At 70.6% G+C, this 22453-nt stretch carries 24 protein-coding genes; 20 read left to right on the top strand and 4 right to left on the bottom strand.

Translation table 11 applies throughout. The annotated features are described in order from the left end of the window. Positions 1 to 74 precede the first annotated feature (74 nt). Entirely contained in the window at positions 75 to 1268 is a 1194-nt protein-coding gene (locus tag JOF37_RS03935) for a LysM peptidoglycan-binding domain-containing protein (RefSeq protein ID WP_271174844.1), read from the bottom strand. A 137-nt stretch (positions 1269 to 1405) separates the two neighbouring features. Here JOF37_RS03935 and JOF37_RS03930 point away from each other — a divergent pair, with 137 nt between their 5' ends. After that, the gene (locus JOF37_RS03930; protein WP_372445408.1) at positions 1406 to 1756 is read left to right on the top strand and encodes an Rv2175c family DNA-binding protein; all 351 of its coding nucleotides are present in this window, start codon (positions 1406 to 1408) and stop codon (positions 1754 to 1756) included. Between the two features lie 13 nt (positions 1757 to 1769). Here the strand turns inward: JOF37_RS03930 and JOF37_RS03925 are convergent, their stop codons facing one another. Continuing rightward, positions 1770 to 2846: a polyprenyl synthetase family protein gene (locus JOF37_RS03925; RefSeq protein ID WP_210005293.1), complete on the bottom strand. Its 1077-nt coding sequence runs from the start codon at positions 2844 to 2846 to the stop codon at positions 1770 to 1772. 67 nt (positions 2847 to 2913) lie between these two features. Between JOF37_RS03925 and JOF37_RS03920 the strand changes: the two genes are divergently transcribed. The 19 genes from JOF37_RS03920 (at position 2914) to JOF37_RS03830 (ending at position 21360) form a co-directional block, all read left to right on the top strand. After that, the gene (locus JOF37_RS03920; protein WP_210005291.1) at positions 2914 to 3285 is read left to right on the top strand and encodes a DUF3040 domain-containing protein; all 372 of its coding nucleotides are present in this window, start codon (positions 2914 to 2916) and stop codon (positions 3283 to 3285) included. A 150-nt stretch (positions 3286 to 3435) separates the two neighbouring features. Continuing rightward, a complete protein-coding gene (mraZ, locus tag JOF37_RS03915) occupies positions 3436 to 3867 on the top strand; it encodes a division/cell wall cluster transcriptional repressor MraZ (RefSeq protein WP_210005287.1) in 432 nt (143 codons plus the stop codon). 98 nt (positions 3868 to 3965) lie between these two features. Beyond that, positions 3966 to 4925 (top strand): 16S rRNA (cytosine(1402)-N(4))-methyltransferase RsmH, encoded by a 960-nt coding sequence (gene rsmH / locus JOF37_RS03910; RefSeq protein WP_210005285.1) that lies wholly within the window; start codon positions 3966 to 3968, stop codon positions 4923 to 4925. Beyond that, complete coding sequence (gene ftsL, locus JOF37_RS03905; protein ID WP_210005283.1) at positions 4922 to 5536, top strand: cell division protein FtsL; 615 nt, start codon at positions 4922 to 4924, stop codon at positions 5534 to 5536. The genes rsmH and ftsL overlap by 4 nt, the downstream gene beginning before the upstream one ends. Before the next feature lie 5 nt (positions 5537 to 5541). Next, positions 5542 to 7335: a peptidoglycan D,D-transpeptidase FtsI family protein gene (locus JOF37_RS03900; protein ID WP_210005282.1), complete on the top strand. Its 1794-nt coding sequence runs from the start codon at positions 5542 to 5544 to the stop codon at positions 7333 to 7335. Positions 7336 to 7364: 29 nt separating this feature from the next. Further along, positions 7365 to 8777: a UDP-N-acetylmuramoyl-tripeptide--D-alanyl-D-alanine ligase gene (locus tag JOF37_RS03895; RefSeq protein ID WP_210005276.1), complete on the top strand. Its 1413-nt coding sequence runs from the start codon at positions 7365 to 7367 to the stop codon at positions 8775 to 8777. Then, complete coding sequence (gene mraY, locus JOF37_RS03890) at positions 8774 to 9883, top strand: phospho-N-acetylmuramoyl-pentapeptide-transferase (protein WP_210005274.1); 1110 nt, start codon at positions 8774 to 8776, stop codon at positions 9881 to 9883. Before JOF37_RS03895 ends, mraY begins: the two co-directional genes overlap by 4 nt. Next, positions 9880 to 11424 carry a UDP-N-acetylmuramoyl-L-alanine--D-glutamate ligase gene (murD, locus tag JOF37_RS03885; protein ID WP_210005273.1) on the top strand — a complete coding sequence of 515 codons (1545 nt, stop codon included), beginning with the start codon at positions 9880 to 9882 and terminating at the stop codon, positions 11422 to 11424. Before mraY ends, murD begins: the two co-directional genes overlap by 4 nt. Beyond that, complete coding sequence (gene ftsW / locus JOF37_RS03880) at positions 11378 to 12664, top strand: putative lipid II flippase FtsW (RefSeq protein WP_372445407.1); 1287 nt, start codon at positions 11378 to 11380, stop codon at positions 12662 to 12664. The genes murD and ftsW overlap by 47 nt, the downstream gene beginning before the upstream one ends. Positions 12665 to 12673: 9 nt before the next feature. Beyond that, a complete protein-coding gene (locus JOF37_RS03875) occupies positions 12674 to 13747 on the top strand; it encodes a UDP-N-acetylglucosamine--N-acetylmuramyl-(pentapeptide) pyrophosphoryl-undecaprenol N-acetylglucosamine transferase (RefSeq protein ID WP_210005269.1) in 1074 nt (357 codons plus the stop codon). Between the two features lie 61 nt (positions 13748 to 13808). After that, the gene (murC, locus tag JOF37_RS03870) at positions 13809 to 15209 is read left to right on the top strand and encodes a UDP-N-acetylmuramate--L-alanine ligase (RefSeq protein ID WP_210005267.1); all 1401 of its coding nucleotides are present in this window, start codon (positions 13809 to 13811) and stop codon (positions 15207 to 15209) included. A 3-nt stretch (positions 15210 to 15212) separates the two neighbouring features. Next, positions 15213 to 16298, top strand: a complete 1086-nt coding sequence (locus JOF37_RS03865) for a cell division protein FtsQ/DivIB (protein ID WP_210005265.1) — start codon at positions 15213 to 15215, stop codon at positions 16296 to 16298. A gap of 209 nt (positions 16299 to 16507) precedes the next feature. Further along, complete coding sequence (ftsZ, locus tag JOF37_RS03860) at positions 16508 to 17659, top strand: cell division protein FtsZ (protein WP_210005263.1); 1152 nt, start codon at positions 16508 to 16510, stop codon at positions 17657 to 17659. Positions 17660 to 17670: 11 nt separating this feature from the next. Beyond that, positions 17671 to 18357: a YggS family pyridoxal phosphate-dependent enzyme gene (locus JOF37_RS03855; protein WP_210005261.1), complete on the top strand. Its 687-nt coding sequence runs from the start codon at positions 17671 to 17673 to the stop codon at positions 18355 to 18357. Positions 18358 to 18388: 31 nt separating this feature from the next. Further along, positions 18389 to 18850, top strand: coding sequence for a cell division protein SepF (locus JOF37_RS03850; protein ID WP_210005259.1), 462 nt, complete (start codon positions 18389 to 18391; stop codon positions 18848 to 18850). Between the two features lie 6 nt (positions 18851 to 18856). Further along, complete coding sequence (locus tag JOF37_RS03845) at positions 18857 to 19159, top strand: YggT family protein (protein WP_210005257.1); 303 nt, start codon at positions 18857 to 18859, stop codon at positions 19157 to 19159. 121 nt (positions 19160 to 19280) lie between these two features. Next, complete coding sequence (locus JOF37_RS03840; RefSeq protein ID WP_210005255.1) at positions 19281 to 19862, top strand: DivIVA domain-containing protein; 582 nt, start codon at positions 19281 to 19283, stop codon at positions 19860 to 19862. Positions 19863 to 19865: 3 nt separating this feature from the next. Next, on the top strand, positions 19866 to 20438 hold the full coding sequence (gene lspA, locus JOF37_RS03835; protein ID WP_210005253.1) for a signal peptidase II: 573 nt from the start codon (positions 19866 to 19868) through the stop codon (positions 20436 to 20438). A 1-nt stretch (position 20439) separates the two neighbouring features. Next, positions 20440 to 21360 carry an RluA family pseudouridine synthase gene (locus JOF37_RS03830; protein WP_210005251.1) on the top strand — a complete coding sequence of 307 codons (921 nt, stop codon included), beginning with the start codon at positions 20440 to 20442 and terminating at the stop codon, positions 21358 to 21360. Positions 21361 to 21367: 7 nt separating this feature from the next. Here the strand turns inward: JOF37_RS03830 and JOF37_RS03825 are convergent, their stop codons facing one another. Next, positions 21368 to 21967 carry a cyclodeaminase/cyclohydrolase family protein gene (locus JOF37_RS03825; protein ID WP_210005243.1) on the bottom strand — a complete coding sequence of 200 codons (600 nt, stop codon included), beginning with the start codon at positions 21965 to 21967 and terminating at the stop codon, positions 21368 to 21370. Then, positions 21967 to 22440, bottom strand: a complete 474-nt coding sequence (locus JOF37_RS03820) for an NUDIX hydrolase (RefSeq protein ID WP_210005241.1) — start codon at positions 22438 to 22440, stop codon at positions 21967 to 21969. Before JOF37_RS03820 ends, JOF37_RS03825 begins: the two co-directional genes overlap by 1 nt. Between the last annotated feature and the right edge of the window lie 13 nt (positions 22441 to 22453).

Genomic DNA, 22453 nt, shown 5'->3' with positions numbered 1-22453 from the left:
GGAGCGATTCTACGGAGCGGATGCCGCCAGCCCGGGCAGCGGCTCACCCTCGGGGCACCCGCGTTCCCCGGGTATCAGCCGAGCGCGGCCAGCCAGAGGTACGCCTGCTGCTCCCATTGGCCGTAGCGCTCGGGGTGTGCGGACACCTGCACGGCCTGCGCCGCGTCGGTGAAGGGCAGCGACTCCCATCCGGGGATGTCGAGCAGCCCCCGCGTGTCGGTGCCGTTCGGGTCTCCGGCGCCGCCGTAGAACGTCGCGGCCGATCGGGCAGGGTCGCGCACCTGGTCGGGCGTCCCCCATCCGGTGCTCGGTCGCTGCTGGAACAGGCCGAGCGAATCGCGGTCGCCCCAGTCCAGGTTCCGGATCCAGGACTCCACCATTGCCGTCGCCAGGGCGATCGCGATCCCGCGATCGGGCACCCCGCGCTCGCGTCCGACCTGGATGATGAGGCGGGCATTGGCGATCTGCTCGGCGTCCAGGCCGAGGTCGGGCGCCGGGGTCACCACGGCGGCGGGCGCTGCGGCCGCGCCTGGGATCACCAGGGACTGGCCCGGGTAGATGATCGACGAGCGGTCCATGCCGTTGGCGGCGAGGACGGCGTCGAGGGCGAGGCCGTGCTTCGCGGCGATCGCCGACAATGTTTCGCCCGCGCTCACCGTGTGCGACCCGGCGGCGATGGGTGCCTCAGCGGGCGCGGCCGCGACGGCGGCCGCGGGAGCCGCCGGTCCGCTACCGGGCACCGTGAGGGTCTGACCGGGGAAGATCACGGCGTCGCCGGCGAGCCCGTTGGCTCCCAGCAGCTCGGCGACCCCGATCCCGGCGGCGCGCGCGATGGACCACGGCGTCTCACCGGCCGCGACGGTGTGCGAGCGGGCGGTGCCGACCGGCGCCGCGGCGGGCGTGCTCGGTGCTGAGTTGCCGGAGAGGCGGATGACGTCACCGGGACGGATGACGGAGGACCAGTCCAGACCGTTCCATGCCAGCAGGTCCGCGGTGCGCAGTCCGTGCTGGGCGGCGATGCGGCTGACGGTGTCGCCCAGACCCACCACGTGCTGGTCCGGCCGGCTCGCCGGCTGAACCGCCGTCGACGCGGTCGAACGCAGGGCCCGCGCGTCGTGTCCGAACGCGGAGTCCCGCTGCTGCGGTTCGGCGGCAGCCGCAGGTTGAGCGCTCAGGCTCAGTGCGATCGAGCCCACGACGGCGGGCGCGACGACGCTGCTCAGTCGGTGGCGAACGCGGCGGGGGTGGGGGATCGGCTCGCGATGCACGGGGGTCCCTTCTCGGAGGTCTCCGAAACGCTGACACGGGCCTGTGAGAGGTGTCAACCGAAGTGACGCCTGTTACTGATGTGAAAGCACCGCTGCGTCCTCGCGCCGGCTCGCGGCGGAGGTGGGATAGTGAAGAGGTGAGCGATGCCGAAAACCCCGTCATTCCCGTGTCCTGGCTGACCCTTCCCGAGGTCGTCGAGCTGACGGGCGAGTCGCTGAGCCGCGTCCGTCGCCTGCTGGATGAGAATCACCTCATCGGCAGCCGCCGGGACGGGGTGTTCCGCGTTCCCGGTCTGTTCTTCCTCGACGGCGCTCCGCTGTCATCGCTGCGGGGGACGATCACGGTCCTGCACGACGCCGGCTTCTCGGACGATGAGGCGATCGACTGGCTGCTCGCTCCGGAGGAGTCCATCGGCATCGCCCCGATCGAAGCGCTGCGCGCCGGACGCAAGACCGAAGTGCGCCGCGTCGCGCAGACGCTCGCCTGACCCGCTCCGCCGGTCAGGCGGAGCGCTCGATCGCGGCGCGCGCGAGCTCACGCAGCGCGGTGATGCCCGCGACCGTGAGCGGAGCGTCGGCGAGCGCCGCCTCCGCTTCGGCGGCGAAGCGCGAGATGTCGGTCTCGAGACGCTCGATCGCGCCGCTGGAGCGGATGAGGTCTTGCAGTCGTGCGATCGCGTTCTCGTCCAGGCCCCGGTCGCCGAGCGCGGTTTCGAGCTCGTCCCGCGCGGCGGTGTCGAGGGTCTCGCACGCGTAGGCGATGAGGACGGTCCGCTTGCCCTCGCGCAGGTCGTCGCCCGAGGGCTTCCCCGTCACGGCGGCGTCGCCGAACACGCCGAGGATGTCGTCGCGCAGCTGGAAGGCGAGGCCCACGGCATGCCCGAAGCTGCTCAACGCATCGCGCTGCGGAGCGTCTGCACCGCCGAGGGCGGCGCCGATGAGGATCGGCTGCTGCACGCTGTACCGCGCCGACTTGTAGGAGGCGATGCGCAGTGCCCGCTGCGCGTGCGAGCCCTCGGGCGCGGAGGCGAAGGCCGCCTCCTCGGCGACGTCGAGGTACTGCCCCACTGTGACGTCGCGACGCATCGTGGCGTACTGCCGTCGTACGTCTGCGGCGTGTCGGTCCGTCGCGATCGACTGCTCGAGCAGATCGTCCGACCAGGCGACGAGCAGATCGCCGAGCAGGACGGCCGCTGCGCGCCCGAACGGCTCGGCGTCGCCGGCCCAGGCCGAGCGGCGGTGGTGGTTCTCGAGCGCGCGGTGCGCGGCGGGCCGGCCGCGGCGGGTGTCGGAGTTGTCGACGAGGTCATCGTGGACGAGCGCTGCGGCCTGGAAGACCTCGAGCGATGCGGCCACGCCCGCGACATCCTGCCCGCCGTCGGTGTCACCGCCCACAGCGGCGAAACCGGCCGCCAGGAAGCGGGCGCGCAGGCGCTTGCCGCCATGGAGACAGGCGAGCGCCGCCTCGACGAAATCGACGGCTTCGCCGCCGAGGTCGGCGACCTCGGCCCGTCGATCCGCGGCGAAGCTTTCCAGTCGCTGGGAAACAGCGGAAATCGGGTCGGGCGAGGTCGTCACGGGCCTAGCCTAGTTCTCGTCAGCGCGCGTAGAATCGGCGCACGAACACCCGAACAGAGGGGGATGCATGCCACTGTCAGAGCAGGAGCAGCGGCTGCTCGATGAGATGGAGCGCCATCTCATGCGCAACGAGGCCGACGTGGTCAGTGCGCCGCGTGAAGGGCAGTCCCTCAGCTACCGGAACATCGTCTACGGCGCTCTCCTCGTCCTCCTGAGTCTCGGCGGTCTCATCGTCGGCGTGTCGACCGGCATCATCGCGATCGGCGTCGTCGCCTTCGTCGTGATGGTCGGTGGCGTCGTCCTCGCCCTGACCCCGGCCCGCAACGGCACCGTGGGCCGCTCGGCCGGCACTGCGGGTACACGGAAGCCCTCGAACTCGTCCGCCAACTTCATGGATCGCATGAACGAGCGCTGGGATCGCCGCAACGGCGAACGCTGACGCCGCACCTCGACTGAAGAGCACCGACCTCCGGGTCGGTGCTCTTTTTTGTGCCCTGGGGGAGGGAGTGGTGCTCGAGCCATAGTGAAGTGGAGGAAAGTGGAGTAAAGTGGGGCCAACCGACGGGCCGGGAGGGGGTGGTGGAGCACCATGCTTCTCGGCACGCACACCCCCAAGCTCGACGAGAAGGGCCGCGTCATCCTCCCCGCCAAGTTCCGCGACGACCTCGGTCCCGGTGTCGTCGTGACCCGCGGTCAGGAACGCTGCCTCTACGTCTTCAGCACGGTCGAGTTCGAGCGCGTCTACGAGCGCATCCGCGAGGCTCCGCTGACGAACAAGCAGGCGCGCGACTTCCAGCGCATGTTCCTCTCGGGCGCCAGCGCCGAGAAGCCCGACAGCCAGAACCGCATCACCGTCCCGCCGCACCTGCGCACCTACGCGGGGCTCGGGCGCGAGCTCGTCATGACCGGTGTCGGCGCCCACGCCGAGATCTGGGACGCCGAGGCGTGGAACGCGTACGCCGCCGGCAACGAGGACGCCTACTCCGACATGGAGGAGGAGGTGATCCCGGGACTCTTCTGACCCGTGGCCGTGATCCTCAGCCGCTGGCCCTGACGCACTTCCCCGGTGTCAGGTCGCAGCGGAGGGGGATCACGGCTCCGGATCGGACCCGCCGCATCATGACGAACCCCGAGATCCACACTCCCGTCCTTCTCGACCGCTGCGTCGAGCTGCTCGCGCCCGCCCTGCACCGTGACGGCGCGGTCGTCGTCGACGCGACCGAAGGGATGGGCGGCCATTCCGAGGCTCTTCTCGAGCGCTTCCCGTCCGTGCGTCTGATCGGACTCGACCGCGACACGGACGCCCTGCGCATCGCCGGCGACCGGCTGGCACGCTTCGGCGACCGCGTGCACCTCGTGCACACCGTCTACGACGGCATCACCGGGGCGCTCGCCTCGGCCGGAGTCGACCGCGTCGACGGCATCCTGTTCGACCTCGGTGTCTCGTCGCTTCAGCTCGACGAGGCCGACCGCGGCTTCGCCTACGCGCAGGACGCGCCGCTGGACATGCGCATGGACCAGACCGCGGGCACGACCGCCGCCGATATCGTCGCGACCTACAGCGAGGGCAACCTCCGCCGCATCTTCGAGCGATACGGCGAGGAGAAGCTCGCGGGCCGTTACGCGCGCGCCATCATCGAGGCCCGTGGCCGGGCTCCGCTCACGCGGTCGGGCGAACTCGTCGACGTCCTCGTCGCCGCGACCCCCGCCGCCGTGCAGCGCGAGCGGTCGGGGCACCCCGCCAAGCGCGTGTTCCAGGCGCTGCGCATCGAGGTCAACGCCGAACTCGCGGTGCTCGAACGCGCGCTGCCGGCGGCACTCGACGCGCTGAACGTGGGCGGGCGCATCGTCGTGATGTCGTACCAGTCGCTCGAGGACCGCCTGGTCAAGCGCGTGTTCGCCGACGCCTCGGCATCGACGGCGCCCAGTGGACTGCCCGTCGAGCTGCCCGAGCATGCGCCGAGGTTCCGGCTGCTGGTGCGCGGTGCCGAGCTCGCCAGCGACGAGGAACGTGAACGCAATCCGCGTGCGAAGCCGGTGCGGCTGCGCGCGGCCGAACGGGTGAGGGAGGCAATGTGAACGGCGACAACACCGCCCGCATCGAGTCGCAGCTCGGTGACGACTTCTTCTCGGCCGTTCCGGGCCGCCTGCCGCGGGAGCGGGGTCGCGACGGCGAGCTGCGGCTCGTCTCTGCAGCCGCTCCACGTCGCCGTCCGCGCATGCTCTACGGCATCGTCGCGGTCTCGGGCGCCGTCCTCATCGGCGCGGTGCAGATGGGCCTGTCGATCCTCACCACCCAGACGTCGTACGAGATCTCCTCACTGACGCAGCAGCAGCGGCAGCTGAGCTGGCAGAAGCAGATTCTCGAAGACGACATCGCGGGGCTGGGATCGCCGCAGTTCCTCGCCGCGAACGCCACCGCGCTCGGGATGGTCATCGCCGAAGCGCCCAACTACCTGCGACTCAGCGACGGAGCCGTCCTCGGCACCTCGGCCGCCGCCGGGGGCGCCTCGAACGTCGACGCTCTCGGCCGCGCCGCGGTCGGCAACTCCCTCGTGGCGGGCGTGCCGCTCATCACGGATCCGGCCGCGAGCCTTGAGACCGGCACCAGCGTCGACGAGATGGTCGGCGCCGATCGTGCGACACCCCCGCCCATCGCCGACGGCCTGCCCGCCCCGAGCACACACTGAGACCCATGACGACTCGAGCCACCCGCAGCCCGCGACGTCGCACGATGGTCGCGCTCCTGATCGTCCTCATCGTTCTCGTCGCGTTCATCGTGCGCCTGGTCGACATCCAGGTCGTGAACGCCGACGACCATGAGAGCGACGCCCGCAATCTCGCGATGGAGGTCGGCGCCAAGCTCTACGGCACCCGCGGCGACATCACCGACACGAACGGCGCGACCCTCGCCACCACCAGCTCGGTGTACGACGCCAAGATCGACCCGAAGCTCGCCGTCGAGGGCATCAAGCGCAAGAACGATGCGGGCGAGACCGTCGCGGTCACCTGGTCGGAACTCGCCGCCGAGATCGCCGCGGTGACCGGACAGGATGCCGCCGAGGTCGAGGGGATCGTCACGACCGCCGTCGCCGCCGACCCCGAGTCGCGGTTCGCCTACCTCGACCGCGGCCTGTCCACCGAGCAGTACCGCGCGCTGGCCGACCTCAATCTGCCGTTCATCGGGTTCGACGCCCATCCCCACCGGACGTACCCCGACGGCGCGGTGGCCGGCAACGTCATCGGTTTCGTCGGATCGGACGAGACCCCCCTCGAAGGCGTCGAGGCGCTGCAGGACTCGTGCCTCCAGAGCAGCGACGGCACGATCCGCTACATGCGCGGGCTCGACGGCGTCGTCATCCCGGGCACCGAGGTGCAGGATCCTGCGCCTGTCAACGGCGGCACGCTGCGCCTGACGATCGACCGCGACCTGCAGTGGTACATGCAGCAGCTGATCGCCGAGCAGACCCAGAACCTGGGTGCCGAGAGCGGCTCGATCCTGGTCGTCGAGGTCGCCACGGGCAAGATCCGCGCGGCAGCGGAGTACCCGAGCGTCGATCTCAACGACATCGCGAGCTCCGACCCCGCCGACCGCGGCAGCCGGCTCTTCCGCGACTCGTACGAGCCCGGCTCGACGTTCAAGCCCGTCACCGCCGCCACCGCGATCGAGGCCGCGGGCCTCACCCCCCTGTCGACGGCGTGGAGCCCCGACCGCATGGAGTTCCCCAACGGCGCGGTCGTCAACGACTCCGAGCCGCATCCGGCCCAGAACCTGACGCTCACGGGTGGTCTCGTGACGTCGTCGAACGTCGCCCTGTCGCAGTTCGGTGCTCAGGTCGACCCGGCCACGCGGCTGGAGTACCTCAAGAAGTTCGGGGTCGGCGAGGGGACCGCGCTGAACTGGTCGGGAGAGCCCAAGGGCACCTACATCCCCACCGAGCAATGGGACAACCAGACGTACTACACGACGACGTTCGGCCAGGCTTTCACCACCACCGCACCGCAGGTCGCCAGCGTCTACCAGACGATCGCGAACGGCGGCGTGCGTCAGCCGCTGAGCCTCGTGGAGTCGTGCACGGCCGCCGACGGAACGGTGACCGAGCCCGACCTGCCCGAGCCGCAGCGCGTCATCCAGGAGAGCACGGCCGAGCAGGTGAGCGTCATGCTCGAGAACGTCTTCACGCAGGGCACGCTCGCCGAAGACATCGCGGTGCCCGGGTACCGCATGGCGGGCAAGACCGGAACGGCCCAGAAGGTCGACCCGGAGACCGGCGCCTACAAGGACAACCTCTACTACACCTCGCTCGTCGGCTACGCGCCGGCGGACGATCCGAAGTATGTTGTCCTGACCGCATTCGATGAGCCCAAGACGCTGCGACTGTCCGCCGCGAACCGTCCCGCCTTCCAGAAGGCGATGACCCAGGTGCTCAAGCACTACCGGATCATGCCCTCGGACTCGCAGACGCCGTTGCTCCCCGTTACCCAGTGATGCGCTACCGCGCATCCGAGGACTGAATCATGATCTCGTTGCCCCTGTCCGACATCGCCTCCGTGCTCTCGGGGACGCTCCATCTCTCCGGCGACGACAGCCCGCAGACGCGCGTCGCGGGCACCGTCGACACGGACTCGCGCAACATCGGCCCCGGCGACGTCTTCGTCGCCAAGCCCGGTGACGCCACCGACGGGCACCTCTTCGTGCCCGCGGCCGCCGAGGCGGGCGCGGCTCTCGCGATCGTCGAGCGCACCGTCGACGCCCCGATCACGCAGATCGTGGTGGCCGACGCGGTGACGGCGCTGGCCGACCTGGCCCGCGAGGTCGTGGCCCGCGTCCGCCGTGGCGGCGACCTGCGTGTCGTCGGGATCACGGGCTCGAACGGCAAGACGACGACGAAGAACCTGCTCGCGCGCATCCTCGAGGACGAGGGGCCCACGGTCGCGCCGCGCGCGTCGTTCAACAACTCCGTCGGCGCTCCGCTGACGATGCTCCGCGTCGCCGACGAAACCCGCTTCCTCGTGAGCGAGTTCGGCGCCGACGGTTCGGGTCAGATCGCGCGTCTGGCTGGGCTCGTCACGCCGGACGTCGGTGTCGTCCTCATGGTGGGCATGGCCCACGCGGGCGGTTTCGGCGGCGTCGAGGCGACGCTGCGCGCGAAGACCGAGCTCGTCGAAGCGGTGCGTCCGGGCGGGGTGGCGGTCTTGAACGCCGACGACGCCCGCGTGGCCACCATGGCGCCGGTGGCGCAGGCGCGCGGCGTGCGGGTCCGCTGGTTCGGCCGCGGGCCCGCGGCCGAGGTGCGGGCAGAGGACGTCGAGGTCGACGCCTCCGGCACGTCCTGCGTCGTCGTCGCGGGAGATGAGCGGGTTCCGATGCGCCTGCGCGTGCTCGGCGAACACCACGTCATGAACGCCCTCGCCGCCATCACGGCCGCGACCGAGCTGGGCGTCTCGATCGCCGATGCGGTCGCCCGCCTCGAGACGGTGGAGCTCGCCGAACGCTGGCGCATGCAGCCGCTCGGATCGGATTCCGTGCGCATCATCAACGACGCCTACAACGCCAGCCCCGACTCGATGGCGGCGGCGCTGCGCACACTGGCCCAGATCACCGGTCCCGACCAGCGGAAGGTCGCCGTCCTCGGTGCCATGAGCGAGCTCGGCGAGTACGCCGGCGAGGAGCACGACCGCGTCGGCCTGCAGGCGGTCCGCCTGCGCATCGAGCGGATCGTCGTCGTCGGCGCGGAGGCCCGCCGCCTGTACCTCGCCGCCGTCGGCGAGGGATCGTGGGACGGCGAAGCGGTGTTCTTCACCGACGCGGATGCCGCCTACGACTACCTCATCGGTGAGCTGCGACCGGGCGATCGGGTGCTGGTGAAGTCGTCGAACTCGGCGGGCCTGCGGCACCTCGGCGATCGTCTGGGAGAATTCTTCTCGTGAGATCCCTGCTGACGGCCGCGACGATCTCGCTCGCGTTCCCCCTCTTCCTGACCCCGCTGTTCATCCGGCTCTTCGAGAAGCTCGGCTGGGGTCAGGTCATCCGCACCCCCGACGACGCGACGAATCCGAGCCACCACGCCAAGCGGGGCACGCCCACGATGGGCGGGATCATCTTCATCGTCGGCGCCGTCGTCGGCTATCTCGTCGGCACCTTCACCGGGGGAGCGCCGCCCACCATCTCGGGCCTGCTCGTCATCTGGATGATGGTGGGGCTCGGCATCGTCGGCTTCATCGACGACTACATGAAGGTGCGCCAGCAGCGCAGTCTCGGGCTCTCGGGATGGCGCAAGGTCGCGGGTCAGATCATCGTCGCGGTGCCGTTCGGCATCGCCGCCCTGATGTTCCCCAACGCCAGCGGTGAGACGCCCGGCAGCGCGTACATCTCGTTCTTCCGCGATATCGACTGGCTGTCCTTCATGACGCTCGGCGCGGTCATCGGGTGGGTGCTGTACCTCGCGTGGATCTCGTTCCAGGCGGTGGCGTGGTCGAACGCGACCAACCTGACCGACGGGCTCGACGGTCTCGCGACGGGGGCGGGCATCTTCACGATCTCCGCGTACAGCCTCGTCACGTTCTGGCAGTTCCAGCAGCGCTGCGCGAGCGGCGCCCTCGTTCCGGCGTACGAGGCCGCGTGCTACACGACGCGCGACCCGATGGACCTCACCATCATCTCGGCGTCGTTCGTCGGCGCCCTCGTCGGCTTCCTGTGGTGGAACGCCCCGAAGGCGAAGGTCTTCATGGGCGATGTCGGCTCGATGGCCATCGGCGGCGTCATCGTCGCGATGGCGGTGCTCTCGCACACCGAGCTGCTCGCCGTGATCATCGCTGGGGTCTTCATCATCGCCCCCGGCTCGGTGATCCTGCAGCGCTATTATTTCAAGGCGACCGGCGGCAAGCGCCTGTTCCTGATGAGCCCGTTCCACCACCACCTCGAGATGCGCGGCTGGCCCGAGGTCACGATCGTGGTGCGCATGTGGATCATCGCGGGCATGCTCGCGGTGGGCGGCGTCGGCCTCTTCTACGTCGCATGGCTGGCGGCGGTATGAGCGCCCGGCTGGACTCTCTGACGAGCTGGAACGCCGACTGGACGGGTCTGCGCGTCGCCGTGCTCGGCCTGTCGGTCACGGGTTTCTCGGTCGCCGACACGCTGACCGAGTTGGGTGCACAGGTCCTGGTCGCGACGGAGGGCGCCGACGCCGAGTACGCCCGCCTCCTGCCGGTCATCGGGGCGACGCTCTACGACGGCACCCTGCAGACGGTTCCCGACGCGCTCGTCGCGCACGCCCCCGAGGTCGTCATCGCATCGCCGGGCTTTCCTCCGCATCATCCCGTCATCCGGTGGGCGCGCGAGAGCGGCGTCGCCGTGTGGGGCGACATCGAGCTCGCCTGGCGCGTGCGCGACAAGGTCGTCCGTCCCGACGGGCGCCCCGCCGACTGGGTGTTCATCACCGGCACCAACGGCAAGACGACGACGACCCAGCTGACGGCGTCCATGCTCGTCGCGGGCGGGCTGCGTGCGGCACCCTGCGGCAACATCGGTGTGCCGGCGCTCGATGCGGTGCGCGACCCGTCCGGATTCGACGTGCTCGTCGTCGAGCTCTCGAGCCACCAGCTCTGGTACCTCGGGCTCGCCGCCGAGGCGGGTCAGCCGTCGCCGCACGCGAGCGTCTGTCTCAACCTCGCGGACGATCACCTGGAGTGGCACGGGTCGTTCCAGGCCTACCGCGACGCGAAGGCGCTCGTGTACCGCAACACCCGCATCGCGTGCGTGTACAACAAGTCCGATGTCGCGACCCGCGAGATGGTCGAAGAGGCGGAGGTCGTCGAAGGATGCCGCGCCATCGGGTTCGACCTCGGCGTCCCCGGTCCGAGCGATGTCGGCCTCGTCGACGGCATCCTGGTCGATCGTGCCTTCCACGCCGAGCGGCACACGTCGGCGCTCGAGCTGACCACGGTCGACGAGCTCGCCGCCCGCGACCTCGCCGCCCCCCACGTCGTCGCCAACATCCTCGCCGCCGCCGCGCTCGCGCGGTCTCTCGACGTCGAACCCGCCGCGATCCGCGACGCGCTCCTCGCGTTCCGGCTCGACCCTCACCGCATCGAGGTCGTCGCACGCGCGGCGGGCATCACCTGGGTCGACGACTCGAAGGCGACGAACCCGCACGCCGCGTCCTCGTCGCTGGCCGCCTTCCCGGGCGCGGTGTGGGTCGTGGGCGGACTGCTGAAGGGCGTCGACATCTCGGCGCTCGTCGCGGCGCGAGGTGGAGCGTCCAAGGCGGCCATCGTCATCGGTGAGGACCGGACCGAGGTCGTCGCCGCGTTCGAGCGACACGCGCCCGCAGTTCCCGTGTTCGAGGTGGACGCGACTCAGACTGAGGATGTCATGGCTCGGGTCGTCGAACTGGCGGTCGGGGTCGCGGGCGAGGGGGACGTCGTGCTCCTCGCTCCCGCGGCGGCATCCTTCGACCAGTTCGCCTCCTATGCCGACCGCGGCCGCCGTTTCGCGCAGGCCGTGCGCGAACGGATCGGAAGGGGAGACGGTGACCACGACACCGAGCAGCCCACTGGGTCCGACGGCGGACACTGACACCGGCTCGGCGCCGCGCGGCGGTTTCGCTGCGCGGGTCTCACTCGGACGGGTCTTCGCGCCCGTGCCGAGCGAGTTCCTGCTGCTGGCCTCCACGGCGCTGATCCTGACCGGCTTCGGGTTGGTGATGGTGCTGTCGGCGACGATGGCCACCGCCAACGCGAGCCCGTTCGACACCTTCCTCAAGCAGGCCGTCTTCGCCGCCGTCGCGATCCCGCTGATGTTCGTCGCGAGCCGGATGCCGGTGCGCTTCTGGAAGCGCATCGCCTGGCCGGCGCTCATCGCCGGCCTTCTGCTGCAGCTGCTGGTGTTCGTCCCGGGGCTGGGCGTCCACAACGACGGCAACACGAACTGGATCTCGATCGCCGGGTTCCAGGCGCAGCCGTCGGAGTTCCTGAAACTCTCGCTCGCGCTGTGGCTGGGCTTCGTGCTCTATCGCAAGCGCACGCTGCTGACGAAGTGGCAGCACGTCTTCATCCCGGTCGTCCCGGTCGGTGCGCTGGTGATCGGCACCATCATGGCCGGGCACGACCTCGGCACCGCGATGATCGTGATGTCGATCCTCCTCGGCTGCCTGTTCTTCTCCGGGGTCAAGCTGCGCCTCTTCCTGCTGCCCCTCATCGGTGTCGTGGCGGCCGCCGCCGTGTTCGCGGTCACCAGCCCGAACCGCATGGCGCGCATCATGAGCTTCCTCAACGTCGACTCGACGGACTGCTACTTCGCCGACGCGGGCTCGTGCTATCAGCCGCTGCACGGCATCTGGGCGCTCGCGAGCGGTGGCATCTTCGGCCTCGGGCTCGGCAACTCGCGCGAGAAGTACCAGTGGCTCCCCGCGGCCGCGAACGACTACATCTTCGCGATCGTCGGCGAGGAGCTCGGGCTCATCGGCTGCGCCGTCGTCCTCGCGCTCTTCGCCCTCTTCGCCGTCGGCGCGTTCCACGTCATCCGAAAGACCGACGACCCGTTCGTCCGCATCGTCTCGGGCGGCATCACCATCTGGATCGTCGGGCAGGCGCTCGTGAACATCGGCGTCGTGCTGCGGGTGTTCCCCGTGCTCGGTGTTCCGCTGCCCTTCATGTCGCAGGGCGGCACGTCGCTGATGTCGGTGCTGCTGGCGTGCGGTGTACTGCTCTCGTTCGCGCGGACGCTTCCGGTCCGCTCGCCGCTGGCCGTCGCGCCGGTCGGGGGCCGTGTCGCGCCGCGCGTCGAGCCCGCTCGGGCCGGTGCCGTGCGCCGGTAGGCTCGATCGGTGACCACGTACCTCCTGGCCGGCGGCGGGACCGCTGGGCACGTCAATCCGCTCCTCGCTGTCGCCGACGCTCTGCGTGAGCGGCGCCCCGACGACTCCGTGCTCGTCCTGGGAACGCGCGAGGGCCTCGAGTCCCGTCTCGTGCCCGAGCGCGGCTACGAGCTGCTCGTGGTCGACAAGGTGCCGTTCCCGCGCCGTCCGAATGCGGCGGCCGCTCGGTTCCCGGTGCGCTGGCTGCGCGCCGTCGGACAGGTGCGGGCGCATATCCGCCGACACGGCGTCGACGTGGTCGCGGGCTTCGGTGGATACGCCGCCGCGCCCGCCTACGTCGCGGCCAAGCGGGAACGCGTGCCCTACATCGTGCACGAGGCCAACGCCCGTCCCGGGCTCGCGAACGTCCTCGGCGCGCGCGGAGCCGCGGCGACGGGCATCGTCTTCCCCGGCACGCCCCTGCGGGGGGCGCGGGTGGTGGGGATGCCGCTGCGCCGCGAGATCGTCGGCCTCGACCGGCAGGCTCGCCGCGCCGAGGCCGCCGCCGCGTTCGGGCTCGACCCGGCCCGCCCCGTCGTACTCGTCTTCGGCGGATCCCTGGGTGCGCGCCGCTTGAACGAGGCCCTCGCCGGATCGTGGCAGGATCTCGTGGCCGCCGGGTGGCAGGTGCTCCACGCGACCGGTGAGCGCAACGAGACCGCGGCGCCGGCGGCATCCGACTATCGCGTCGTGCCGTACCTCGACCGCATGGACCTCGCGTTCGCGGTCGCCGACCTCGTCGTCTCGCGCTCGGGCGCCGCGACCGTGAGCGAAGTCAGCGCCCTCGGCATCCCGGCCGTCTACGTGCCCTACGCGGTGGGCAACGGCGAGCAGGCGCTCAACGCCGCCGATGCGGTGCGCGCGGGCGCGGCGCGCATCGTGCCCGACGCGGAGTTCACCGCCGAGCGGGTGCGCTCGGAGATCGTGCCACTGCTGGGCGACGCATCCGCTCTCGATGAGATGCGCCGTGCGGCCGCCGGCGTCGGGACGCGCGCGGGCGCAGCGAACGTCGTCGCGATGCTCGATGAGGCGTTGGCTCGCTGACGCCACCGCACCGGGCGTGGCGGGCGGGCGTCCAGCCGCGGCGACCTAGACTTATCGGGTCATGATCAGACCCGACTTGAGCCTTCCCATCCCCGCTGACATCGGTGCGGCGCACTTCATCGGCATCGGTGGATCGGGGATGTCCGGTCTGGCCGGCATGTTCCTCGACCGCGGCATCCGCGTGTCGGGATCCGACCGTGCCGACAGCCCGACCATGCGCGCGCTGGCCGCACGCGGCGCGACGGTGCACGTCGGCCATGACGCGGCGCACCTTCCCGACGACGCCGACACCGTCGTCCACACGGGCGCCATCTGGCCCGAGAACCCCGAGTTCCTGCTCGCCAAGGAGCGCGGCCTGCACGTCATCCACCGCTCGCAGGCGCTGCACTGGCTCATTGGCGGGCGTCGGCTCGTCTCGGTGGCCGGGGCGCACGGCAAGACGACCTCGACCGGGATGATCGTGACCGCGCTGCGCGGCCTGGGCACGCGACCGACTTTCGTCAACGGCGGCGTGATCGCCGACCTCGGCGTCTCGAGCGGTACCGGCGACGACGACCTCTTCGTCATCGAAGCCGACGAGTCCGACGGCACGTTCCTGCTGTACGACACCTCTGTTGCCCTCATCACCAACGTCGACCCCGACCACTTGGACCACTGGGCGACGCGGGATGCCTTCTACGAGGGCTTCGTCACCTTCGCCGATCGCGCTCGCGAGGCGGTCGTGATCTCGGCGGACGACGCCGGCGCGCGCCGCGTCGCGGCCGGCCTCACGCATCGGAACGTCCTCACCTTCGGTGAGGCGGAATCGGCCGACGTGCGCCTGACGTCGATCGTCACCGAAGGCCCCGTCGCGTTCGCGCTCACCCACGCGGGGCGCACGGTCGAGGCGCGCCTCGCCGTGCCGGGCGCGCACAACGCCGTCAACGCCGCCGGAGCGGTCGCCGTCCTCATCGCCCTCGGTCACGACCTCGAGCGCGCCGTCCGAGCGGTCGAGGGCTTCGGTGGCACCGCGCGCCGCTTCGAACTGCACGGGGTGACGCGCGGCGTCAGTGTGTACGACGACTACGCGCATCACCCCACCGAGGTCGCCGCCGCTCTCGCGGCAGCGCGGACCGTCGTCGGCTCGGGACGCATCATCGCGCTGCACCAGCCGCACACGTATTCGCGCACGCAGGAGATGTTCCGCGAGTTCGCCGACGTGCTCGAGTCGCACGCCGACCACACGGTGGTGCTCGACGTGTACGGCGCGCGTGAAGACCCGGTGCCCGGTGTCACGGGCGAGCTGGTGAGCGGGGCCTTCACCGACCCCGAGAACGTCCACTTCGTCGCCGACTGGCAGGCCGCCGCCGACTACACCGCGAGCGTCGCGCGCGACGGCGACTTCGTCGTGACCCTCGGATGCGGCAACGTCAACCTCATCATCCCGCAGGTCCTGCAGTCGCTGGCGCGGACGGGGGAGTAGTCCGTGCGCCGGCCGAGCCCGCTTCCGCCGCCGTCGCGGCCGAACGGCACGCGCACGCAGGAGCGGGGCGACACCGAGCGATCCGCGCTGACGCCGCGTCGCGTCGACCCGCCACGACGCGACGCCTCACCGGCCGCGGCGGGCGACCAGTCGCAGACCCAGCCCCTCGAGCCGCTCTGGGACCAGCGCGGTCGCGATTACGGAATCGCCCCGATCATCCCGTTCGATTCGCCGACGCGGCCGGCTGATGCATCGTTATCTGACGAGCATGCCTCCGGCGATACCGGCGATACCTGCGATACCGGCGATACCGGCGATACCGGCGACACCGCCAAGCTGACGCCGCGGGACGTCTGGAGCGCGGCGCGCGAGCGTCGCCGTGCGCTGCGCCGAGAGGTCCGTCGGTTCACGGCCCGGCAGCGCCGCCGGCGCCGCGTGTGGATCGTGTCGCTGTCGATCGTGGCCGCGCTCGTCCTCGGCTCCGTCGGGGCCGCGTACAGCCCGCTGTTCTCGGTCGAGCGCGTCACCGTCGTCGGGACGACGCAGCTCGATGCCGGCGCGGTGCAGAGCGCCCTCGCCGACCAGCTCGGCACCCCGATGCCGCTCATCGACGAGAGCGCGATCAAAGCCGCCCTCGTGTCGTTTCCCCTCGTGGAGTCCTACAGCCTCGAGGCGCGCCCGCCGCACGAGCTGATCGTCCGGATCGTCGAGCGCACCCCCGTCGGCGCGGTGCAGGGCGACGCCGGATACACGCTGGTGGATGCCGCGGGCGTCGCGCTGTCGACGACGCCCGAGCCTCCCGCGGGTCATCCTCTCCTGGAGGTCGAGGGTGGACTGACCTCCCCGACCTTCGCCGCAGCGGGTCAGGTGTTCCGTGCTCTTCCCGAAGACCTGCGCGCCCAGGTGACGACGGTCTCGGCGACGACGCCGAACGACGTGACGCTGACCCTCGCCGACGGCCGCTCGGTCGTGTGGGGCGGCCCGTCGGAGTCGGGGAAGAAGGCGGTCACGCTCGCCCAGCTGATGGCCGTCCGTCCCGATGCGTCGGGGTACGACGTGTCGTCGCCGCAGGCCGCCGTCGTCCGCTGACGCGCTCCGGTTCCGGGTGCGTCGCGACCGTCCGATCGAGCGCGGGAACACCGCCGGAATCGGGATGTCGCGACACGCCGCCCGCATCCCGGCGGCGCGTCCCGCAGTGCGTAACTTCAACTCAGGAATTGCATACTCGGCAATTCTTTAAACCTCTACATGAGGTTGAAGGTTTAAGAGCACGGGTTCGGGACGAGATGGAGGCCGGCATGAGCCAGAACCAGAACTACCTCGCGGTGATCAAGGTCGTCGGTGTGGGCGGTGGCGGCGTCAACGCCGTCAACCGGATGATCGAGCTGGGGCTGCGGGGTGTGGAGTTCATCGCGGTGAACACCGACGCCCAGGCGCTGCTCATGAGCGACGCGGACGTCAAGCTCGACGTCGGTCGCGAGCTGACGCGCGGCCTTGGGGCCGGCGCCGATCCCGAGGTGGGCCGCCGTGCCGCCGAGGACCACGCCGAGGAGATCGAGGAGGCGCTGGCGGGTGCCGACATGGTGTTCGTCACCGCGGGCGAGGGTGGTGGCACCGGAACCGGTGGCGCACCCGTGGTCGCCCGCATCGCCAAGTCGATCGGTGCCCTCACCATCGGTGTCGTGACCAAGCCGTTCTCGTTCGAAGGACGTCGTCGGCAGAGCCAGGCCGAGGCCGGCGTGTCGAAGCTCAAGGAAGAGGTCGACACCCTCATCGTCGTCCCGAACGACCGCCTGCTCGAGATCAGCGACCGCGGCATCTCCATGGTCGAGGCCTTCGCGACCGCCGACCAGGTGCTGCTCGCCGGTGTTCAGGGCATCACCGACCTCATCACGACGCCCGGTCTGATCAACCTCGACTTCGCCGACGTCAAGTCGGTCATGCAGGGAGCCGGCTCCGCGCTCATGGGCATCGGTTCCGCCCGCGGTGCCGACCGTGCGATCAAGGCCGCCGAGCTTGCCGTCGAGTCGCCGCTGCTCGAGGCGTCGATCGAGGGCGCGCATGGCGTGCTGCTGTCCATCCAGGGCGGGTCGAACCTCGGCATCTTCGAGATCAACGACGCCGCTCAGCTGGTGAAGGAGGCCGCGCACCCCGAGGCCAACATCATCTTCGGCACCGTGATCGACGACACTCTCGGCGATGAGGTCCGCGTCACCGTCATCGCCGCTGGCTTCGACGGCGGCGAGCCTCAGGCCCGCATCGAGCCGATCGCGGCGGCCCGCCCGTCGGCCCCGCCGGTGCTGCCCGAGGTCCCCGCCGAGGACGCCGTGAAGCCGGAGCCGGTCGAGCGCCGCGAGACGAAGGACGCCGTGCCGGTGGCCGCCAAGAACGACTCGTACGACTCGGTGTTCGGTGACGACGATCTCGACATCCCCGACTTCCTGAAGTAACCGTCTCGTCCATGCCGGATCTTGCCGAACGGCTCGCCGACGTCGACGCCCGCATCGCTGCCGCGGTGCGGGCGTCGGGTCGTGCGCCGGACGAGGTCACCCGCATCGTCGTGACGAAGTTCCACCCGCCCGAGCTCGTCACCCGGTTGCACGCGCTCGGTGTGCGCGATGTCGGCGAGAACCGTCAGCAGGAGCTGACGGCCAAGCGTGCGGTCCTCGAGGGGACGGCCCCCCTGCGCTGGCACTTCATCGGGCAGGCGCAGACGAACAAGGCACGCGCCGTGCGCGCCGCGGCGGATGCCGTCCACTCGGTCGATCGCGCGCGGATCGCGGATGCCCTGCACGCGGCGGACCCCGAGGGGGAGCCGCTCGACGTGCTGCTGCAGGTCAACCTGACCGACGACCCGGGCCGTGGCGGTGCGCGACCCGACGACGTCGAGGCGCTCGGCGAGCATCTGCTCGCGTCCTGCCCCTCGCTGCGTCCACGCGGCGTGATGGCCGTCGCCCCCCTCGAGGAGGAGCCGGCCGCCGCGTTCGCGCGTCTGGCCGCCGCGTCGGCGACACTGCGTTCGGTTGTACCCGATGCGACCTGGATCTCCGCCGGAATGACCGGCGATTTCGTCGATGCGATCGCGGCGGGTGCGACACACCTGCGGATCGGGTCGGCAATCACGGGACCGCGCCCGGACCGCGGATAGCCTCGGAACAGACGAGCAAACGGAGGATGCGATGTCGAACCCGCTGAAGAAGACCATGGTGTACCTGGGCCTCGCAGATGAGGAAGAAATGTACGAAGAGCCGCAGGCCGAGCAGCAGGCTCGCCGTGACAACAAGCCGGTCGAGAAGCCGGCTGCGCCCGTCACGCCCCTGCACCGCCCCGCCGTCGTGCGTCAGCCGACGACCGGTACCGTCAGCGAGATCCTGACCGTCCACCCGAAGCAGTACCGCGACGCGCAGGTGATCGCCGAGAACTTCCGCGAGGGCGTTCCCGTGATCATCAACCTGTCGCAGATGAGCGACGCCGACGCGCGTCGTCTGATCGACTTCGCCAGCGGTCTGTCCCTCGGTCTCTACGGCCGCATCGAGCGTGTGACGAGCAAGGTCTTCCTGCTCTCGCCCGAGAACATCGCCGTCTCCGGCGACGGCGCCGTGGCTCAGGCTGAGCCCGAGGCGGCGCCCTTCGCCCAGTGATCTGACGTGGATGTCGTCGGCCTGATCGCCTCGATCGTCTACTTCGCACTCCTCGTCTACATCCTGATCCTGTTCGTCCGGCTGATCCTGGAGTACATCCCGCTGTTCAATCGGGAGTGGCGCCCGCGCGGCGTCGTTCTCGTGCTCGCCGAGGTCGTGTACACCGTGACCGACCCGCCGATCAAGACGCTGCGCCGCGTCATTCCTCCGATCCGACTCGGCGTCATCGCAATCGACCTGGCATTCCCGCTGACCATGCTGGGCTGCTTCATCCTGCTGTCGATCACGCGGGCGGTTGCGGCTGCCTGAGCCGCTCCGGCCGGCGTCGTCGCGGCTGCGGAGGCGTCGGACTATGCTGGTCGGGTACGGCCCGCTGCGGCGGGTGCCGGCTGACCGGCCCGCGTCGTGAGCCCTGAAAGAGGACAACACCATGGCTTTGACCCCTGAAGACGTCGTCACCAAGCAGTTCCAGCACGTGCGATTCAAGGAAGGCTTCGACCCCGATGAGGTCGACGACTTCCTCGACGAGATCGTCGTCGAGTGGCGCAAGACGATCGCCGAGAACGAAGAGCTCAAGGCGAAGCTCGCCGCTTACGAGTCGGGTGAGACGCCCGCCGCAGCCTCCAACGACGAGACCGTCGTCGAAGAGGTCCCGGCCCCCGTCGCCGCCGTCGAGCCGGCTCCGGCTCCCGTCTCCGACCCGGCCCCGGCTGCCGCCTCGGCGGGGATCATCGAGCTCGCACAGCGTCTGCACGACGAGCACGTCGCCGAGGGCAAGGCCCAGCGCGACAAGCTGATCTCCGACGCACAGGCTCAGGCCGCGTCCATCATCTCCGAGGCCGAGGCCCGCGGTCGCGACGAGGTCGCCCGCCTCGAGGCCGAGCGCGTGTCGCTCGAGGGACGCATCTCCGACCTGCAGCAGTTCGAGAAGGACTACCGCGGTCAGCTCCGCGGCTTCATCGAGAGCAAGCTCCGCGACCTCGACACGACCGGCGTTTCGGCCGGCGCGTAATCCTTGGCGTCGCACACACGACTGAACGGTCCGGCGGCCGGTACCCTCGTCGCGATTCTCGCGGCAGTGGTGCTGGCCGCCGACCAGTTCACGAAGCATCTGGCGCTGGAGGGGCTGCCCTACCAGCGTGAGGTACCCGTCCTCGGTGATTTCTTCCAGCTGTACCTGACCAAGAACCCCGGCGCGGCGTTCTCGTTGGGCACCGGGGTGACCTGGGTGTTCACGCTCGCGCTGGCCGCGGTCGCTGTCACGGTGATCGTGCTGGCGATCCGCAGCGTGCGGACCCGGTCGTGGGCCATCGTGCTCGGACTGCTTCTCGGCGGGGTGCTCGGCAACCTGACCGATCGTCTCTTCCGCGAGCCCGGGTTCCCCGAGGGGCACGTCATCGACTTCATCCACACGCCCTGGATGTGGCTGTGGTTCCGTCCCGCGATCTACAACGTCGCCGACATCTTCATCGTGACGATGATGATCTCGGTCGCGCTCCTGGTCGTCGTGGGCATTCGCTTCGACGGGACACGCGACCGACCGGCGGCGAAGGACGACGCCGTCGAGACCGCCGACGCGGACGCCTGACATGCCCCAACGCGCGCTTCCCGTCCCCGACGGTCTCGACGGCATCCGCGTCGACGCCGCGCTGGCGAAGCTTCTCGGATTCTCCCGGACGTTCGCCGCCGAGGTGGCCGCCGCCGGCGGCGTCACCCTCGACGGGCGCACCCTCGGCAAGTCCGACAAGCTGACGGCCGGGGGCTGGCTCGACGTCTTCTGGGAGGAGCGCGCCGAAGCGCAGATCGTCCCCGTCGCCGTGCCCGACCTGGGCATCGTCCACGACGACGACGACATCGTGGTGGTCGACAAGCCCGCCGGCGTTGCGGCGCATCCCTCGCTCGGCTGGGAGGGGCCGACGGTGCTCGGCGCGCTCGCGGCGGCGGGATACCGCATCGCCACGACCGGTGCCCCCGAGCGGCAGGGCGTCGTGCATCGCCTCGACGTCGGCACGAGCGGGCTGATGGTCGTCGCCAAGAGCGAGCGGGCGTACACCGCCCTCAAGCGCGCCTTCAAGGAGCGGGAGGTCGAGAAGATCTACCACGCCGTCGTGCAGGGGCACCCCGACCCGCTCTCCGGCACGATCGATGCCCCGATCGGGCGGCATCCCTCGCACTCGTGGAAGTTCGCGGTGACGCCGACCGGCAAGGACTCCGTCACCCACTACGAGACGCTCGAGGCCTTCCCCGGGGCGTCGCTGCTCGAGATCCACCTCGAGACGGGCCGCACGCATCAGATCCGCGTGCACATGGCCGCGCACCGCCACCCGTGCGCCGGCGATCCGCTCTACGGTGCAGATCCCACGCTGTCGGCGCGCCTGGGCTTGACGCGGCAGTGGCTGCACGCGCACCGGTTGGCCTTCGCGCATCCGGTGACGGGGGAGTGGGCGACCTTCGCAGCTCCCTACGCGCCCGATCTCGCGCGCGCGCTCGAGCTGCTGCGCGGCGACTGACCCCGCGTCAGGGCTCGCCGAGCCGTTCGGCGAGGGAGCGGGCCTCGAGCCGGGCCCGCAGCAGACGGCGACCGAGGTCGTCGTGCGCAGCTCGCAGCGCGGTCGCGTCGCCGTGCGCCGCGGCGAGAGTCAGGCCCCCGCGCAGATTGGTCGCCGCCGCACCGAGTCCCGCCGCGACCGCGTCGAGGGCAACGGCGACATCCGCCGAGAGATGGCGATTGCCGACGGCCGACAGGGTCGTCAGGTCGTCGAGCACGTCGAGAGCGACCCGACCGAGCTCCGCCGAGGTCTGCACGGCCTCTGCAGCCGCCGAGACGATCCGCCGGTCGCGTTCGTCTTCGGATCCGTCCTCGGCCGGGCGCAGCGCCGCGCCCAACGCGCCTGAAGCTTCGCCGTCACGCTCGGCCGCCGCGACCGCTCGGGCTCGAAGCGTTCCGAGGTGAGCGTCGAGGCCCGCCGCCTCGGCGGCATCCGAGCTGTAGCGGCACACCATCTGGCCGAGGGCCGCACCGATGGCGGTGATGACGCCGCCCGCCGTGCCGCCGCCCGGATTCCCGCGATCGGCCGCGAGACCATCGAGCAGCGCGTCGAGGCTGGGGCCGGACATCACCGGCCGCCGCGGAAGGTCGCGGGGTCGTCCTCGGGGATCGCGAGCGCGACCTTGCGGACGTGCTCGGGCGCGACGTCCGTCATCGCACCCAGGTCGTAGAAGCCGACCTCCGTCAGCTCGCCGTCGGCGGGGTGGGGGTCGCCCGCGACCCAGGTGCAGCGGAAGACGAGGTCGAGGTAGTCCACCTGGTCTCCGTTGTCGTACGTGATGCGCGGGATCTGGTGGACGAGTGCGAGCCGGTCCACGCGGACCGTGACGCCCGCCTCTTCGAGGCATTCGCGCACCGCGGCGTCGGCGGGTTCCTCGCCCGGGTCGACGATGCCCGACACCGGCTGCCAGCTGCCGTTATCGGCGCGCTTGCCCAGCAGCACCTTCTCGTCGCGGAAGACCACCGCCGTCACGCCCACGAGGGGCAGGGGAGCGGTGCCGATCTTCTCGCGCAGGTCGAGGACGAACTCGGGAGTAGCCATGCGCCCAGCCTAG

The organism is Microbacterium imperiale (assembly GCF_017876655.1).
Classification (GTDB): domain Bacteria; phylum Actinomycetota; class Actinomycetes; order Actinomycetales; family Microbacteriaceae; genus Microbacterium; species Microbacterium imperiale.
Note: the sequence above shows the minus strand (reverse complement) of the source record. Positions and strands in the feature narration are given on the sequence as shown.